General features: G+C 70.5%; 3 protein-coding genes. All 3 read left to right on the plus strand.

Annotated features, from left to right (window positions below):
• Positions 1-710, plus strand: a 710-nt coding sequence (locus J0695_RS27585; protein WP_505383615.1) for a serine/threonine kinase C-terminal domain-containing protein, incomplete at its 5' end; no start/stop codon positions are given.
• A gap of 70 nt (positions 711-780) precedes the next feature.
• A complete protein-coding gene (locus J0695_RS27590) occupies positions 781-1,269 on the plus strand; it encodes a ribose-5-phosphate isomerase (RefSeq protein ID WP_206966416.1) in 489 nt (162 codons plus the stop codon).
• A 7-nt stretch (positions 1,270-1,276) separates the two neighbouring features.
• Positions 1,277-2,104, plus strand: coding sequence for an Fpg/Nei family DNA glycosylase (locus J0695_RS27595; RefSeq protein WP_206966418.1), 828 nt, complete (start codon positions 1,277-1,279; stop codon positions 2,102-2,104).
• Positions 2,105-2,130 lie beyond the last annotated feature (26 nt).

A 2,130-nucleotide genomic window follows, 5' to 3' on the forward strand; every position in this document is an offset into this window, starting at 1 on the left:
GGCAGGGCCCCTCCGGCGACCCGACCCTGACCGTCCGCCGGGCCCTGCCCCGCCCCGGCTCCGCGCCCGCACCGGCGCCGCCCCGCGGACCCCGTATCCCGCGCCGAGCCCTCGTCACCGCCGCCCTGGCCGCCGTGGCCGCGGTCACCGTCGTCGCGGTCCTCATGAACCAGAGCCCTTCGGGCAACCCCTCCGGCCAGGGCAGCACCAGCTCCGCCCCCACGGTCGCAGGCACCTCCCGGCCGCCGAGCACCTCGGCTCCGGCCTCGGCCTCCGGCTCCCCTTCCCTGGCGCCCGGCGCCCGCGAGGAGGCCGGGTTCGTCTGGACGCCCCCGGCGGGCTGGCAGCGCAGCGACAAGGAACCGCCCCGGATCTACTACACCTCGCCGGACAAATGGCAGGAGGTCTCCGCCACCTTCTTCCCCCGGGAGAGCGGCGACCTCCTCACCAGGTGGAACAAGATCGAGCAGTCCCCGCAGCGGGTCACCGACTACCGCAAGGTCCGTCTGGAGCGCACCACCTACAAGGGACAGCCGGCGATCATCTGGGAGTACACCTTCGACATGAACGGATCCCCCGCCAACGCCCGGGTGCTCGGCTTCGACGCGGCGGGCAGGTCGTACAAGATCGAGCTCTGGTACTTCCCTGTCGTGAAGGCCCAGTCCCTGCGCACCTTCGACCGGCTGACCGCGTCCTTCATCCCGCTCTGACATCCCGCTCCGACACCCCACGGGTGCCCCGGCCGGGCGCTGGGGCCACCCTCCGTGCCACACTCGTGCCATGCGCGTGTACCTCGGCTCCGATCATGCCGGTTTCGAACTCAAGAACCACCTCGTCGAGTGGCTCAAGGCCCATGGCCACGAGCCCGTGGACTGCGGTCCGCACATCTACGACGCGGTGGACGACTACCCGCCGTTCTGCCTCCGTGCCGCCGAGAAGACGGCCGCGGACAGCGACAGCCTCGGCATCGTGATCGGCGGATCCGGCAACGGCGAGCAGATCGCCGCCAACAAGGTCAAGGGCGTACGGGCGATCCTCGCCTGGAGCGAGCAGACCGCGGCGCTCGGCCGTGAGCACAACGACGCCAACGTCATCTCGGTCGGCGGCCGGATGCACACCCCGGAAGAGATGACGAAGTTCATCGAGATCTTCCTGACCACGCCGTACACCGGCGAGGAGCGCCACCAGCGCCGCATCGACATGCTCTCGGCGTACGAGCAGACCCACGTCCTGCCGCCCGTCCCGGCCCACCACCCGCAGCAGGACTGACTCTTACGTGCCCGAGGGTCACACGATCCACCGACTGGCCGCCGACCACTTCGAGAGGTTCGGCGGCCGTCCTGTGCGCGCGTCCAGCCCGCAGGGAAAGTTCTCCGACGGCGCCGCGCTGATCGACAACCACCCCATGACGTCCACCGAGGCGCACGGCAAACATCTCTTCCTGGGCTTCGACGGACCCACCTGGGTCCACATCCACCTGGGCCTCTTCGGCAAGCTCGGCTTCGGTACGACACCCGTGCCGCCGCCCACCGACACGGTCCGCCTGCGCCTCACCGGCGAGGACGCGTACGCGGATCTGCGCGGCCCCACCACCTGTGCCCTGATCACGGACGCGGAGAAGCAGGCGATACACGACCGCCTGGGCCCGGACCCGCTGCGTACCGCCGACGACCCCGACCGCGCCTGGCACCGCATCTCCCGCTCGCGCACCACGATCGCAGCCCTCCTCATGGACCAGAAGATCGTCGCGGGCGTCGGCAACGTCTACCGGGCGGAGGTCCTCTTCCGGCACGGCATCGACCCGTACCGCCTCGGCAAGGACCTCACCCACGCCGAGTGGGACGCGATCTGGACTGACCTGGCGGCGCTGATGCGCGAGGGCGTACGGAACAACCGCATCGACACGGTCCGCCCCGAGCACACGCCCGAGGCGATGGGCCGCGAGCCGCGCAAGGACGACCACGGCGGCGAGGTCTACGTCTACCGCCGAGCGACGATGCCCTGCCTGCTCTGCGACACAGAGATCCGCACGACCCCCCTGGCATCCCGCAACCTCTTCTGGTGCCCCACCTGCCAGCCAAATTCAAGCCCGCCCGGCGCTTGAGGGCATCTGTAACCCGCGCCAGAACC

It is taken from the genome of Streptomyces beijiangensis, assembly GCF_017315755.1.
GTDB lineage: Bacteria > Actinomycetota > Actinomycetes > Streptomycetales > Streptomycetaceae > Streptomyces > Streptomyces beijiangensis.